Origin of the sequence: Halomonas rhizosphaerae, assembly GCF_030012485.1 — a bacterium.
Classification (GTDB): domain Bacteria; phylum Pseudomonadota; class Gammaproteobacteria; order Pseudomonadales; family Halomonadaceae; genus Halomonas; species Halomonas rhizosphaerae.
The window spans coordinates 1-13975 of record NZ_JASCQQ010000012.1 but is presented as its reverse complement, the minus strand read 5'-3'; the positions used below and the strand labels follow the sequence as shown (position 1 = coordinate 13975).

The window sequence follows — 13975 nt, the reverse complement described above, 5'->3', positions numbered from 1 at the left end:
TTATCCCCTGCGGTTCTCGAAATCGGCCATGAAGTCGATCAGTGCCTCGACGGCGGCTTCGGGCACGGCGTTGTAGAGGCTGGCCCGCATGCCCCCCACGCTGCGGTGCCCCTTGAGGTTGAGCAGCCCCGCCGTCTCGGCCTCCTCCAGGAACAGGCGGTCCAGGCGCGGGTCGGCGAGCACGAAGGGCACGTTCATCCGCGAGCGGTTGCGCAGCGTGATCGGGTTGGCATAGAGGCCGCTGCCGTCGATGGCCGCATAGAGCCGGGCCGCCTTGCGACGGTTGATGGCGTCCATGGCCGCCAGCCCGCCGATATCGCCCTTCAGCCAATCGAAGACCAGCCCCGCCAGGTACCAGCTGTAGGTCGCCGGGGTGTTGACCATCGAGCCCGCCTCGCTGAGCGCCCGGTAGCCGAAGAGGGTCGGCATGTCGCCACGGGCCTGGTCCAGCAGGTCATCGCGCACGATCACCACCACCAGGCCGGCGGGCCCGATGTTCTTCTGGGCACCGGCATAGATCACGCCGAACCGCGAGACATCCAGGGGGCCGGAGAGGATGGATGAGGACATGTCGCAGACCAGCGGCACCTCGCTGCCATCCGGCCGTCGGGCCTCGGGAATGTAGTCGAAGGCAAGCCCGCCGATGGTCTCGTTGGCGGTGTAGTGCAGGTAGGCGGCGTCGTCGGAGAGGAGGATATCCTCCTGGCGCGGCACGGCACTGTGGCCGTTCTCCTCGCTGCTGGCGGCCACATGGACGTCGCCGAACAGGTGGCGCGCCTCACTGATCGCCTTCTTGCCCCAGATGCCGGTATGCAGGAAGTTGGCCCGCCCGCCGGCGCCCAGCAGGTTGTAGGGCAGCGCGGCGAACTGCAGGCTGGCCCCGCCCTGGGTGAACAGCACCCGGTAGTTGTCGGGAATGGCCAGCAGCTCGCGCAGGTCCGCCTCGGCCTGGTCGGCGATGGCCACGAAGTCCTCGCCGCGATGGCTCATCTCCATCACCGAGAGGCCACGGCCGTGGTAGTCCAGCAGTTCGTCCCGGGCTCGCTCCAGCACGGCCGTGGGCAGCGCGGCCGGGCCGGCACAGAAGTTGTAGTGACGTGTCATCAGCGTTGCGTGTCCTTATTCCTGGTCTGGCTCACCGCCGGCATCTTCCGCACCGGCCGCCGGCGTCTCATCGTCGGATGACATCTCGCCGGTCTCGTGTCCAGTCTCTTCTGACTCGTCATGAGCCGCCTCCACGGCGTCCTCGGGCTCGTCGATCCGCACGGTCTTGACCAGCTTCTCGTCGTTGCCCAGGCGGATCAACATCACGCCCTGGGTGTTGCGCGAGGTGATCGAGACCTCGTCGACCCGGGTCCGCACCAGGGTGCCGCGATCGGTGATCAGCATCATCTCGTCGGTCGAGTAGACCTGCATGGCGGCCACCAGCGCGCCGTTGCGCTCGCTGGTCTGCATGGCGATCACCCCCTGGCCGCCGCGCCCACGCAGCGGGAACTCCTCGAGGCGGGTGCGCTTGCCGAAGCCGTTCTCGCTGGCGGTGAGGATATAGATCTGGCCGCCGTTGCCGTTCTCGATGCTCGCACCCTCCTCGGCCTCGGCCTCGACGTCGGCCTCGGCATCGATCTGCTGGCTCTGCGGAATGATCAGGCTGATCACCTCGGCATCACCCAGCAGGCGCATGCCGCGCACGCCGCGGGCGGTGCGGCCCATGGCGCGCACGTTGGACTCCTCGAAGCGGATCGCCTTGCCGTTGGAGGAGAGCAGCATGACGTGATCGCTGCCCGTGGTGATGGCCGCACCCACCAGGCGGTCGCCCTCCTCGAGGTCGATGGCGATCAGGCCCACGCTGCGCGGCCGCGAGAACTGCTCGAGGCTGGTACGCTTGACGGTGCCGCGCTCGGTGGCGAAGAAGATGTAGCTCTCCGGGTCGTAGTCGCGCACCGGCAGGATGGCGTTGATCGCCTCACCCTCGTCCAGCGGCAGCAGGTTGACCAGCGGCTTGCCCCGCGAGCCGCGGCTGGCGACGGGCATCTCGTAGACCTTGAGCCAATAGACCTTGCCGCGATTGGAGAACAGCAGCACGGTATCGTGGGTCGAGGCCACCAGCAGGTGCTCGATGACGTCCTCGTCCTTCATCGCCGTGGCCGACTTGCCGCGTCCACCTCGGCGCTGGGCCTGGTAATCGGAGAGCGGCTGGGTCTTGGCGTAGCCGGTGCGCGACACGGTGACCACCATGTCCTCCTCGGCGATCAGGTCCTCGAGGCGCAGGTCCAGGTGACTGGCCTGGATCTCGGTCTTGCGCGGGTTGCCGAACTGATCACGCACGGCGATCAGCTCCTCGCGGATCACCTCGAGCAGCCGCTCGGCGGAGGCCAGAATGGCGGTGAGCTCGGCGATCTTCTCGAGGATCGAGAGGTACTCGTCGAGGAGCTTCTCGGTCTCGAGCCCGGTCAGGCGATGCAGGCGCAGCTCGAGGATGGCCTGGGCCTGGGCCGGCGACAGGCGATACTCGCTGCCGGCCTGACTGAGGCCGAAGCCCTCCTCCAGCTCCTCGGGCTTGCAGGAGGTGGCCCCGGCGCGTTCGAGCATGCCGGTGACCTGCCCCGGCTGCCAGGACTTTGCCAGCAGCTTCTCCTTGGCCTCTGCCGCGTTCGGCGAGGCCTTGATCAGCTCGATCACCTCGTCGATGTTGGAGATGGCGACGGCCAGGCCCTCGAGGATGTGACCGCGTTCGCGGGCCTTCTTCAGCTCGAAGAGGGTGCGGCGGGTGACCACCTCACGCCGGTGGCGGATGAAGGCCTCGAGGATCTCCTTGAGATTGAGGATCTTCGGCTGGCCATTGTCTATGGCCACCATGTTGATGCCGAACACGGTCTGCAGCTGGGTCTGGGCGAAGAGGTTGTTGACCACCACCTCGCCGGACTCGCCGCGCTTGACCTCGATCACCACCCGCAGGCCATCCTTGTCGGACTCGTCGCGCAGTTCGGCGATGCCCTCGATCTTCTTCTCCTTGACCAGCTCGGCGATCTTCTCGATCAGCCGCGCCTTGTTCACCTGGTAGGGAAGCTCGTTGACGATGATGTGGTCGCGGCCGGTCTTGTCGTCATGCTCGATGGTGTGGCAGGCCCGCACGTAGATGCGCCCGCGACCGGTGCGATAGGCCTCGAGAATACCGGCGCGACCGTTGATGATGCCGCCGGTGGGAAAGTCCGGGCCGGGCACATGTTCCATCAGGTCGTCGACGGTGAGGGTGTAGTCGTCGATCAGCGCCAGACAGGCGTTGATGATCTCGCCCATGTTGTGGGGCGGTATGTTGGTCGCCATGCCCACGGCGATGCCCGACGAGCCATTGATCAGCAGGTTGGGAACCTTGGTGGGCAGCACCTCGGGGATGCGCTCGGTACCGTCGTAGTTGTCGACCCAGTCGACGGTGTCCTTCTCCAGGTCGGCCAGCAGCTCGTGGGCCAGCCGGGCCATGCGCACCTCGGTGTAACGCATGGCAGCGGCGTTGTCGCCGTCGATGGAGCCGAAGTTGCCCTGGCCGTCGACCAGCACGTGGCGCATCGAGAAGTCCTGGGCCATGCGCACGATGGTGTCGTAGACGGCGCTGTCCCCATGGGGGTGGTACTTACCGATGACATCGCCCACCACACGGGCGGACTTCTTGTACGGCTTGTTCCAGTCGTTGCCGAGCTCGTGCATGGCGAACAGCACGCGCCGGTGCACCGGCTTGAGGCCATCGCGCACGTCGGGCAGCGCACGGCCGATGATCACGCTCATCGCGTAATCGAGGTACGACTGCTTGAGCTCGTCCTCGATGTTGACTGGCAGAATCTCTCTGGCGATGTCACCCATGGGTCGTCGAATCCTTTGCACTGCAACAGGTTGGCGCGTCACGTGGCCGTGACATGGCGCGCAATATCAGCCTGGCATCATACCATCCCGGACGGTGCAAAGGGAGCTATGCAAGGGGGCTATGGCAGGACCAGTGCTGCCATGGCCTCGCGGATCTCGCCGCCGATCTCGATGGCCCGATGGGTCGCCACGTCGAGCAGTACGAAGGTGATGTCGGCACTGGCCACCGGCTTGCCGTCACGCACCCGGCGAACCTCCTGATGCATGCGGGCACGCCGCGAACCGAGCTCGGCGAGCCGGGTCAGCACCTCGAGGTCATCGCCGGCGACCGCGGCACGACGGTAGTCGATGTTGAGGTTGACCGCGACGAAGGCCACGTCGCCCTTCTGCAGGAAGGCGGCCAGCCCGGGGCGGTCGTCGAAGTACGCCCAGCGCCCCTCCTCCAGGAATTCCAGGTAGCGGGCATTGTTCACATGGCCATAACCATCCAGGTGATAGCCTCTGACACGCAGGGCGGTGCGGGAGATGCGGGGATCCATGCTGACGGCCTCCTGGGCGGGCAAAGCCTCGATTCTAGTCAGGGCGGCGGCCGATATTCAAACCATCGTTTGAACATCAGCATATCACGCCACTCACGCATGCGCTGGCACCGGCGACTCCCTTTGGCCATAATGTGCCCCTTTTCTCTCGGGAAATGCTCCATGTGGTTCAAGCACTTGCACCTCTACCGCCTGCACGACGCCCCTGAGCTGGACGCCGCCAGCCTGGAAACCGCCTTGGGCGAGCAGGCCTTCCGCCCCCTGGGGGGCAGCGAAGCGCGTCGCCTGGGCTGGTCCGCGCCGGCCGGCCGGGCCGGGACGCAGCTGCTGCACGAGCTGCAGGGCCAGCGCCTGATGACCGCCCTGCGCCAGGAACGCATCCTGCCCGCCTCGGTGGTCCGCGAGGAGGTCGAGGAGCGCAGCGAGGCGATCGAGATCAGCGAGAGCCGCAAGCTGCGCCGCCAGGAGAAGCTGGCGATCAAGGAGCAGGTCTACGAGGAGCTCCTGCCCCGCGCCTTCGTGCGCAGCCAGAAGGTCGACCTGTGGTGGGACAGTCGCCGCCAGCTGATCGCCGTCAATGCCAGCTCCCGCAAGCGTGCCGAGGAACTCCTCGACCTGCTGCGCGAGACCCTGGGCAGCCTCAAGGTGACCCCGCTGGCCAGCCAGACGCTACCCATGCGGGCCATGACCACCTGGCTCGGCGACCCGGGGTCGCGGCCCGCCGACCTGGTGCTCGGCGACCAGGTGGAGCTCAAGGCGAAGGGCGACGACGGCGTGCTGCGTGCCCGCCAGGTCGACCTCGACAGCGACGAGATCCAGCAGCTGCTGGAGAGCGGTCGCCAGGCCAGCAAGCTGGCACTGTCGATCGAGGGCCGGCTAAGCTTCGTGCTGCATGACGACCTGGCGATCAAGGCGCTGCGCTTCGACGACGCCCTGATCGACGAGGCCTCCCAGGCCGACGATGGCGATGATGCCCTGGTACGCCTGGAGACCGACTTCATCCTGATGACCCAGGCGCTGGCCGAGAACATCGAGCGCCTGATCGAGTGGCTGGGCGGCGAGGCCGGCACCGCCGGTGACGCCCGCAGCGCCTGATCGCTTCCGACCACAGCCTGGTAAACATGACCGAGACTCACGACATCCCCGCATCCGATCCCTGGGCCGAGATCCGGCCCTACCAGGACGACGAGGTGGCCGAGGTCCTCGAGCGCCTGGCCCATGATGCCGAGCTGCTCGATGCCCTGACCCGTTATCGACTGCCGAGGCTCAGCCGCTTCATGCCGCGTCTCTCGCGCGCCCTGGCCAGCGTCGCCATCCGCCGCGAGGTGCGCGGCGTGACCGGCGTGAATGACTTCCAGATGCGCATTGCCAGCTATATGCAGCGCATGATCCGGACCTCCACCGATACCTTCCGGGTGGAGGGCCTCGAGTCGCTGGACCCGGACACCGCGTATCTGTTCATCGGCAACCACCGCGACATCTCACTGGACCCGGCCTTCGTCAACTACGCCCTCTACCTGGCCGGGCGTGACACCGTGCGCATCGCCATCGGCGACAACCTGCTCAAGAAGCCCTACGTCAACGACCTGATGCGTCTCAACAAGAGCTTCATCGTGCCGCGCAGCGCCCGAGGCAAGCGCGCCATGCTGGCCGCCTACCAGAACCTCTCCGCCTACATTCGCCACTCCATCCTCGAGGACAACCACTCCATCTGGATGGCCCAGCGCGAGGGACGCGCCAAGAATGGCATCGACCGAACCGATCCGGCGATCGTCAAGATGCTGACCATGGCCCGGCGCGGCCGTGAGCGCCAGGCGAGCATCGGCGAGGCCATTGCCGAGCTGCGCCTGGTGCCGGTGTCGATCAGCTACGAGTACGACCCCTGCGACCTGCAGAAGGCCAGGGAGTTGCACGCCATGCAGACCAGCGGCAACTACGAGAAGAGCGAGTTCGAGGACATCAGCTCCATCGTCGCCGGCATTACCGGCCACAAGGGCCGCGTGCAGCTCACCTTCGGCACCCCGCTCACGGCGGCGTTCGACGACCCCGAAGCCGTGGCCGCCGAGATCGACCGCCAGGTGCTCGCCGGCTACCACCTCTTCCCCAGCCACTTCCTGGCCCTGGAGGCCCTGGGCGAGGCCCCGGAGCTGCTCGACCTGAGCGAGGTCAGCGACGCCGATCGCGCCCGCTTCCAGGCGCGCCTGCAGGAAGTGCCCGACGACCTTCGCCACTGGTGGCTGACCCAGTACGCCAACCCGGTGCTCAACAAGGCGGAGCGCTGCCGTTGAGGGGCGAAGCATGATGCATGAGACGCCCGGCGTAAGCGGTCAGGCGACGAACCGGCAGGGGGCGGCCGCAGACCGCGCCGCCCAGACCCGCGAGGCCCACAAGGTCACGCTGATCGGCGCCGTCATCGACTTCGTGGTCGGCGTGGCCAAGATGGTCGCCGGCTTCGTCGTGGGCTCGGCGGCGCTGGTGGCCGACGGCATCCACTCCTTCTCGGACATCCTGACGGACCTGTTCGTCGTCGCCGCCACCCACTTCGGCCGCCAGGAGCCCGACAGCAACCACCCCTACGGCCACGGCCGCATCGAGACCCTGGCCACCCTGTGGCTGGGCAGCGTGCTGATCTTCGTCGCCGGAGGCATCGCCTGGGCGAGCATCACCCGGCTGGTGGGGGGGGAGGCAGTGCCCGCACCGGGCCTGTGGGCCATCGCCATCGCCGTGGCGGCCCTGCTCGCCAAGGAGTGGATCTTCCGCTACACCCTGCGCGTGGCCAGGCGGGTCAATTCGCGGCTGCTCGAGGCCAACGCCTGGCACTCCCGCTCCGATGCCCTTTCCACGGTGGTGGTACTGGTAGGCCTGGTGGCGGCCCAATTCGGGGTCGGCTGGATGGATGCCGTGGCCGCCATCGTGGTAGGCCTGATGGTCGGGCAGGTCGGCGGACGCCTGCTGTGGGAGTCCAGCCAGGAGCTGATCGACACGGCGCTGCCCCGCGCCCAGCGCGACCGCATGCAGGACATCGCCGAGCGCGTCCCCCACGTCAACGGGGTGCACGACCTGCGGACCCGCAAGCTGGGCAGCGATGTGGTCCTCGACCTGCACATCGTGGTGCCGCCGCGAGTCACCGTCTCCGAGGCCCACGAGATCGGCAACGAGGTGAGTCGCCGCCTTCGCGAGGCCTTCCCGGAGCTCGCCGACGTGACCTTCCACATCGACCCCGAGGACGATTCCGGCGAACTCGAGCACAGCCTGCGCCCCGGCCTGCCGCTGCGCAGCGACGTGGTGGAGCTCCTCGATGGTGCCTGGCACGGGCTGCCGATCTGGCATACTCGGGTCGCGCTGGACCTCCACTACCTGGACAACCAGGTGGATGTCTCCCTCTACATCAATGCGCTGCCTGACGGCCAGACCCTAGAGGATGCGGCCGGTGAACTGCGCCGGGCCGCACGGGAGCTCGACTGGGTAGGCCGGCTGCGGATCTGGCTGGGCCCCGGCAAGGGCTGAGTCGCTCGACATCACGTTCCTCACCCCCTCGCATTAAGGGTCTACGCCCCCTAGACTTGAGCAAACGCTCATTCAGGCCCGCTGCATGCCGCCCTCCTCCCGGACACTCGAATCGCCCGGGCGCCGCCGTTTCCTGGCGGGGCTAGGCGGCCTGTCGCTGGTCCTCGGCCTGGGGCTGCGCCCCTCCTCGGTGGTGGCCAACCTCTCGCCGGAACGCCTGCGCCGGAGCATGCAGGCCCAGTATGGCGAGCGCGGGATGGCGAGCCTCGAGGCGTGGTTCGCGCTGCTCGACCGGCTGCGCCCTGCCGACCTGGAGACCCGCCTGCGCGAGGTCAACGCCTTCTTCAACCGGCGGGTCCGCTGGCTCGACGATATCGACATCTGGGGCCAGGAAGACTACTGGGCCACGCCGCTGGAGACCCTGGGCCGCGGCCAGGGGGACTGCGAGGATTTCTCCATTGCCAAGTACATCACCCTCAAGGAACTGGGGGTACCCGGCGACGAGTTGCGCATGATCTATGTCCGTGCACGCATCGGTCGCAGCGGCATCACACAGGCGCATATGGTGCTGGGCTACTACGAGACCCCCGCGGCGGACCCGCTGGTGCTCGATAATCTGGTGCCATCGATCACCCGTGGCTCCCTGCGCGACGACCTGGACCCGCTGTTCAGCTTCAACAGCAGCGGCCTCTGGGCCGGCGGCTCCACTCGGTCGCGCGCAGACCCGGTGGCACGACTGTCGCGCTGGCGACGCGTGATCGGCCGCATGCAGGAGCAGGGATTCATTCAAGGGGGGTAACGAGATGTCGCTCATCAAGCAGCTCTGGCTGGCCATCGTGGTACTGCTGCTGCTCGCCTTCGGCGGCAGCCTGTTCATCGGGGTCAGCTCCAGCCGGGCCTATATCGAGCAGGAAGTCCGTATCAAGAATGCCGACAACGCCAACGCCCTGGCATTGACCATGAGCCAGATGCAGAAGGACCCGGTGACCCTGGAGCTGCTGGTGGCCGCCCAGTTCGATACCGGCCACTACCGGCGGGTAGAGCTGCGCGACCCACAGGGCGAGATCATCGAGCAGCGCCGCGCCGGCGAGGCCATCGAGGACGTACCGGCCTGGTTCGTCGAGCTGGTCCGCTTCGAGGTGCCCCCGGGGCAGGCCGTGGTCCAGGACGGCTGGCGACAGTTCGGCACCCTTACCCTCGAGAGCCAACACAGCTTTGCCTATCGCTCGTTGTGGCGCAGCAGCCTGGAACTGGTCGGCTGGTTCGCCCTGGCCGCCGCCCTCAGCCTGATGCTGGCCTGGTGGATCGTGCGGACCATCCGCCGCCCGCTGCGCAACGTGGTCGAACAGGCCCTGCACATCGGCGAGCGGCGCTTCACCACCATTCCCGCCCCGCGCACGCGGGAGTTGCGCGAGGTGGTGGTGGCCATGAACCAGCTCTCCGCCGCCGTCCGGGACATGCTCGGCGAGGAGAGCCAGAAGCTCGACCTCCTGCGCCGGCGACTGCAGCACGACGGCGTGACCGGCGTCCTGAAGCGCGAGGCCTTCCTCGCCCAGTTGCAGATCCACCTTGAGAGCCAGGATTCACGGGCAAGCGGCACGCTCGCCCTGGTACGCCTCGCCCGCCTGGCCGAGGTCAACGAACTTCTCGGTCATGTCGACACCGATACCCTGCTGCATGCGCTGGCCAACGGCCTGGACCAGTTCGGCAAGGTCCGCGGCGGGGGTGTCGTGGGCCGCCTCAACGGCAGTGACTTCGCCCTGCTGCTGCCCGGCGCCCATGACCTGGAGCAGCTGCGTCATGAGCTCGGCAAGCGTCTCGCCTCCCTGAGAGATCAGAGCCGAGTGCCCCTCGGCCTGCCCGCGGCGCTGGTCGATTACGCCCAGGGCGACCAGCGCAGCGTGCTGCTGGCCAGCCTCGACGGCGCCCTCTCGGCCGCCGAGACCCGCGGTGACCAGAGCCTGGTCATCGCCCAAGGCCCCCAGCGCCGCAGCCTGTTCACCAGCCATGGCGCCTGGCGCCGCGCCCTCCAGGAGGCGATGGCCAAGGGCATCTACCTGGCCCACTATCCGGTGTTGGATGGCAAGGGCGAGCTCCTGCACTTCGAGAGTCCCTCGCGGCTGCGTCTGAACAGCGAGTGGCAGCCCGCCGGGGTCTTCATGCCCTGGATCTCGCGGCTCGAGCTCGACAGCCAGCTCGACCTGGCGGTGATCGACGAGGCCGTGCGCGACATCACCCAGCGCGGCAAGCCGCTGGGCATCAACCTCTCGGCCGCCTCCATACAGGATGCCCGCTTCGTCATGGAGCTCCAGGCACGGCTCAGGGCCCGACCTGACGTCGCCAAGCGGCTCTGGCTGGAGATCCCGGAATCCCTGGCGATCCATGACCTGGCCAGCTTCCGCAGCCTCTGCCACGCCCTGCAGCCGCTCGGCTGCCGGATCGGCCTGGAGCATGTCGGCGCCGAATTCACCCGCATCGCCGACCTGCAGGACCTGGGGCTCGCCTACCTCAAGATTGACAGGACGCTGATCAAGGAGGTCGACAAGATTGCGGAGCAACAGACCATCCTGCGCGGCATGGCCACGCTCTGCCATTCGCTGGGGATACTGGCCATCGGCGAGGGAGTCGAGAACCGCGAGGAGGCGCTCATGCTCTTCGAGCTGGGCCTGGACGGCGCCACCGGCCCCGGCATCCGGCAGCACGACAAGCCCACGAGCTGACACGACACGGGCCGACACTCAGGAGAATGCCGGCCCGCATCATCAGGTCACCACGGGACTTGCTCGAGCTAGATCACCCCGCTCTCCTCGTCGCTGCCGGACACCAGCTGCAGGCCATTCAGGCGGCGACGCAACGACTGGCGCTCCATCACCTTCTCCTGGGCGGCTGGAGGCAGGTCGGTGAAGCTGATCACCCCCTTGTCCATCAGCACCTCGATCACGTCCTCGAGCACCCGCACGAAGGCCAGGTCCGAGGCCTGGAAACGCGCCGCGCCCTTGCCCACCTCGCCATCCATCAGGAAGGCCAGCAGCTCCGGGGAGTCCGCCGGCAGGTACTCGCTGCACGCCGACGTCTCCTCGCGACTGACCAGCTCGATATGACCTTCACCGTCGCGCTTGATGTACATGACTAGCTCCTGGAACGTCGTGCCCCGCAGCGTAAAGTGGCGGCGTTGAAAGTGACAAACCATCGCCCGGCCATGGCCGAACGATGGGATTGGAGGATAGCCTTTTACTCGATATTGAGTTGGCCTTCGGCGATGAGGGATTCAAGGAAGTCGTTGGAATCAATCCCCTCCATGCTTACACCATTCAAGGCAATGATCTGATCCGACTCAGCTGAACTGAAGCCGTCCCCGAAAGCGCCACTGGTGCTGACGTGTAGTAGGGTATTGCCCTGGCCGTCGTCTTCGGCATGCAGGTAGTTCGCGAAGTCCGATACGGTATCAGATCCCTGAAGCAGGTCACTCAGCTGCAGGACATCCCCTTCGCTGACCTCATTGAAGTTGAAGTCAGTAACCAGATCAACGGCCGGTGAACCGGCTGTTCCCTGGTCACCACCGTCGTCAGCGAAGCTCCAGGCAAAGGTGTCGGCGCCCAGGCCACCAGCCAGCACATCATCGCCCTGTCCGCCAGTCAGGGTATCGTCACCCTCGAGACCGAACAGGCTATCATCCCCGCTGGTCCCCGAGAGGTTATTACCCTGAGCATCACCCACGATACTTTCCGAATCAGGATAGACGGTGATGGCGACCTGACTATCGAGGCTATCGCCATCGGCATCCGAACCAGTGACTGGCAGCTCGAAGGTGACCGGATCAAAGGTCGGCTCTTCCCCATAGCTGAACTCCCCAAGCTTGAAGCTGGTATCAGCACCGCCATCCAGTTCGACACCCTCGATCTCAACGGCATTGAAGGCTTCAGGGTCAAGATTGTCGTCGACACTGACGATCTCGAAGGTCCAGCCATCCTGAAGCGCCTCGACCAGGACAGAGCCATCACTGTTGGTGGTGACATGCCCCGTCTGCTCAACACCGTTCTCGTCGTAGATCTTGACCTCTTCGGCGGTCAAGATCAGTTGCCCTTCACCGCCGGGACCCGAGACGAGTGACGATGATTCACCACTAGCGGAATCCTCCAGACCCATGGAGTAGATCCGCAAATTGAAGCTAGCCTCTTTCTGAGCATCACCAGATACGACAATATTCTGCGAAAACACATTCGTTTGTTGATAACCGTCGAAGCTGAATGACTCCTGATTATTGGTATCATCAATCGAAAGATTTCGTACCAAGTCGTAACGCAAGACCTCGCCGCCAGACACCTCAGCACCCTTGCCAACACCAAGGATGTTGCTTGTGCTGTTTACGGTGCTCTGAATGCCATCAGCAAGGGGAAGAATCTCCGAAGATACCAGGACATCATCTGTGCCATCGGGGTCAGGAGAATTGCTGGTGCCGATGTTCAGACCCTTGAAGGGTACATTACCCCCCCCGATACCACCCAAATCGGTAACAGAGGTGATCTTGCTATCAGTCAAGATCGATCCTGAGAATACCGTGTAGGTCACGTTTCCTTCGGCATCGATGGTGGCTGTGAACCCGACATCACCACTTTCAGTGACAGCCTGGATGCTGCTTTGATCGTCGCCATTCGTGTATTTAAGGAACAAAGGCTCGTTGTTCAAGTAAAGCTGATCACCATCAACGCTAAGGAAGGCTTGCCGCCCATCCACCAGGTCAAGGTTGAATACGATATCCCCTAAACCATCCGCTCCAGCAAGGAAGTTCAGGGACTGAGTAACGGTTTGTTCTGTCGGAGCATCAGAGTTCACAGCCAGCAGCACATGACCCGATTGCGGGTAGAAACTAGCGGGCATATCGTCGTCGATCTCGACGGTGAAGCTGCTCGCCGGCGCGGTGTCCCCATCCGCGTCAGTCAGCGTCACATCAACCTCGAAAGCCAGGTTGTTTTCAAAGGCGGCAACCGGCTCACCAGCGGCGTCCACGGCCGGATGGGCCAGTGGCTGGAAAAGCTCCACCGTGTAGTCCACGCTGCCAGTGCCGGTACTGCCCAAGGCCGTCGCATACTGCACCGCGTCCAGTGTCACCGTCACTACCGTGTTGGACGGGTCGTAACCATCTTCGGTCGGCGCCGTGTCACCGGTGTAACCGAACAAGGTTCCCGTAGTGGCGTCCCAGGCGAAGCTTACCGAGTCCCCATCCACGGTGGTCAGATCATCCGTGCTGCTTGCCAGGGCAATGGCCTGCAGAGCGTCGAAGCCGGTGTCGAAACTGAAGGTACCAGTCAGCACCTGACTATCGTCACCGTTGGCCACGTCGGCGAGCCCCACTTCCAGGTTGTCCTCATCCACCAGCGTATCGGTCACGGAGATCATCGCGGGCGTGGAGTCCGCGGCGATGCTCAGCGTCACCGTGGCCGTGGCGGTGTCGCCATCCGCGTCGGTGAGGGTGTAGCTGAAGCTGTCGCTGCCCTCGGCGCCGGGATTGGCGGTGTAGGTGAAGGTGCCGTCACCGTTGTAGGTCACCGTACCTTGGGTAGGCGCGGTGGCCACGGCGACGCCGCTCTGCAAGTCGACGCCGTCGGCGCCCGCGGTGTCATTGGCGAAGACGTCGATGTCGACGCTGCCGTCCTCATCCACCTCGTCTGTCACGGTGTCATCGGCAGCCACCGGACCATCATCAAGGAAGGTGACCGTGAAGGTGTCCTGCGCCGGATCCCCCTCGTTGTCGGTGATGTCCGCCGTCACGGTGACCACGACCGCGTCGTTCGGATCACTGGCGTCCGGATGCGTCATCGCCTGCAGCTGGGTCACGGTGTAGGTGCCGTCATCATTGACGACGATCTGCCAGTCACCGTTGTCCGCCGCCAGGGTGCTGGTGGCGGCATCCCAGGTGGCACCCGCCGCACTCAGGGCCAGCGTGCCGGCACTGTCGCTGCCGTAGGTGGTGGTAAACGCCTGGGTATCGGACTCGAGACCGCCCGTCTCGTCGACCGAGGCATCCGCCACGGTCACGGTCGGCGTGGAGTCCGCGGCGATGCTCAGCGTCACCG

General features: G+C 65.6%; 10 protein-coding genes. 5 read left to right on the top strand and 5 right to left on the bottom strand.

Features of this window, described 5'->3' with window-relative positions:
- The 3 genes from serC to QLQ86_RS05785 form a co-directional block, all read right to left on the bottom strand.
- Window positions 1-1104: a 3-phosphoserine/phosphohydroxythreonine transaminase gene (serC, locus tag QLQ86_RS05795; RefSeq protein ID WP_282816201.1), complete on the bottom strand. Its 1104-nt coding sequence runs from the start codon at window positions 1102-1104 to the stop codon at window positions 1-3.
- 15 nt (window positions 1105-1119) lie between these two features.
- Window positions 1120-3855 carry a DNA gyrase subunit A gene (gene gyrA, locus QLQ86_RS05790; protein WP_282734503.1) on the bottom strand — a complete coding sequence of 912 codons (2736 nt, stop codon included), beginning with the start codon at window positions 3853-3855 and terminating at the stop codon, window positions 1120-1122.
- A 119-nt stretch (window positions 3856-3974) separates the two neighbouring features.
- Window positions 3975-4394 carry an acyl-CoA thioesterase gene (locus tag QLQ86_RS05785; RefSeq protein ID WP_318725858.1) on the bottom strand — a complete coding sequence of 140 codons (420 nt, stop codon included), beginning with the start codon at window positions 4392-4394 and terminating at the stop codon, window positions 3975-3977.
- Window positions 4395-4556: 162 nt separating this feature from the next.
- On the opposite strand from QLQ86_RS05785, the gene QLQ86_RS05780 reads away from it, so the two are divergent.
- The 5 genes from QLQ86_RS05780 (at window position 4557) to QLQ86_RS05760 (ending at window position 10621) form a co-directional block, all read left to right on the top strand.
- Window positions 4557-5489: a recombination-associated protein RdgC gene (locus QLQ86_RS05780; protein WP_282816199.1), complete on the top strand. Its 933-nt coding sequence runs from the start codon at window positions 4557-4559 to the stop codon at window positions 5487-5489.
- A 26-nt stretch (window positions 5490-5515) separates the two neighbouring features.
- The gene (locus QLQ86_RS05775) at window positions 5516-6682 is read left to right on the top strand and encodes a 1-acyl-sn-glycerol-3-phosphate acyltransferase (RefSeq protein ID WP_282816198.1); all 1167 of its coding nucleotides are present in this window, start codon (window positions 5516-5518) and stop codon (window positions 6680-6682) included.
- A gap of 13 nt (window positions 6683-6695) precedes the next feature.
- Entirely contained in the window at window positions 6696-7901 is a 1206-nt protein-coding gene (locus tag QLQ86_RS05770) for a cation diffusion facilitator family transporter (protein WP_282816424.1), read from the top strand.
- A gap of 85 nt (window positions 7902-7986) precedes the next feature.
- The gene (locus QLQ86_RS05765; protein WP_282734498.1) at window positions 7987-8700 is read left to right on the top strand and encodes a transglutaminase-like cysteine peptidase; all 714 of its coding nucleotides are present in this window, start codon (window positions 7987-7989) and stop codon (window positions 8698-8700) included.
- 4 nt (window positions 8701-8704) lie between these two features.
- Window positions 8705-10621, top strand: coding sequence for an EAL domain-containing protein (locus QLQ86_RS05760; protein ID WP_282816197.1), 1917 nt, complete (start codon window positions 8705-8707; stop codon window positions 10619-10621).
- A 68-nt stretch (window positions 10622-10689) separates the two neighbouring features.
- On the opposite strand, the gene QLQ86_RS05755 is transcribed toward QLQ86_RS05760, so the two are convergent.
- The gene (locus QLQ86_RS05755; protein ID WP_282816196.1) at window positions 10690-11028 is read right to left on the bottom strand and encodes a tryptophan synthase subunit beta like protein; all 339 of its coding nucleotides are present in this window, start codon (window positions 11026-11028) and stop codon (window positions 10690-10692) included.
- Between the two features lie 104 nt (window positions 11029-11132).
- Window positions 11133-13975 (bottom strand): Ig-like domain-containing protein (locus QLQ86_RS05750; protein WP_282816195.1); only part of this gene is annotated, 2843 nt, incomplete at its 5' end.

Bases quoted from the DNA above. Each gene is read 5' to 3' on its own strand.
- QLQ86_RS05765 (WP_282734498.1), top strand. From the start codon at position 7,987: ATGCCGCCCTCCTCCCGGACACTCGAATCGCCCGGGCGCCGCCGTTTC.
- QLQ86_RS05785 (WP_318725858.1), bottom strand. From the start codon at position 4,394: ATGGATCCCCGCATCTCCCGCACCGCCCTGCGTGTCAGAGGCTATCAC.
- QLQ86_RS05770 (WP_282816424.1), top strand. From the start codon at position 6,696: ATGCATGAGACGCCCGGCGTAAGCGGTCAGGCGACGAACCGGCAGGGG.
- gyrA (WP_282734503.1), bottom strand. From the start codon at position 3,855: ATGGGTGACATCGCCAGAGAGATTCTGCCAGTCAACATCGAGGACGAG.
- QLQ86_RS05780 (WP_282816199.1), top strand. From the start codon at position 4,557: ATGTGGTTCAAGCACTTGCACCTCTACCGCCTGCACGACGCCCCTGAG.
- serC (WP_282816201.1), bottom strand. From the start codon at position 1,104: ATGACACGTCACTACAACTTCTGTGCCGGCCCGGCCGCGCTGCCCACG.
- QLQ86_RS05755 (WP_282816196.1), bottom strand. From the start codon at position 11,028: ATGTACATCAAGCGCGACGGTGAAGGTCATATCGAGCTGGTCAGTCGC.
- QLQ86_RS05775 (WP_282816198.1), top strand. From the start codon at position 5,516: ATGACCGAGACTCACGACATCCCCGCATCCGATCCCTGGGCCGAGATC.
- QLQ86_RS05760 (WP_282816197.1), top strand. From the start codon at position 8,705: ATGTCGCTCATCAAGCAGCTCTGGCTGGCCATCGTGGTACTGCTGCTG.